Here is a 420-nt window from a genome sequence, read left to right as displayed (position 1 = left end):
ACTCTGCCCCACCCTGCTGCGCACTGACGCGCCACCCTCTGACCTGAGCGCGAGTGTGCAGGTCAGAGCCGCCCTCTCGCAGTCCCGAAGGACAAAACGCCATGGCCGCCACCCCGGAAAACCCCACTCCCGCCGCCGCCCGCCGCAAGGCCGGGCGCCACCGTGGCGAGGGTCAGTGGGCGGTGGGGCACTTCACCCCCCTGAACGGCAATGAGCAGTTCAAGAAGGATGACGACGGTCTCAATGTGCGGACACGTATTGAGACGGTCTACTCGAAGCGCGGCTTCGACTCCATCGACCCCAACGACCTGCGCGGACGCATGCGCTGGTGGGGCCTCTACACCCAGCGCAAGCAGGGTCTGGACGGCACCAAGACGGGCGTGCTGGAGCCGGAGGAGCTGGACGACGAGTACTTCATGC

Annotated in this window: 1 pseudogene; it reads left to right on the top strand. The window is 66.9% G+C overall.

Annotated features, from left to right (window positions below):
- Positions 1-101: 101 nt before the first annotated feature.
- Positions 102-420 (top strand): annotated as a pseudogene (locus ACOV8S_RS31420) (nitrite/sulfite reductase); the annotation flags it as partial.

This window comes from Streptomyces sp. CO7 (assembly GCF_053474865.1).
This window is presented reverse-complemented; position numbering and strand designations above follow the sequence as displayed.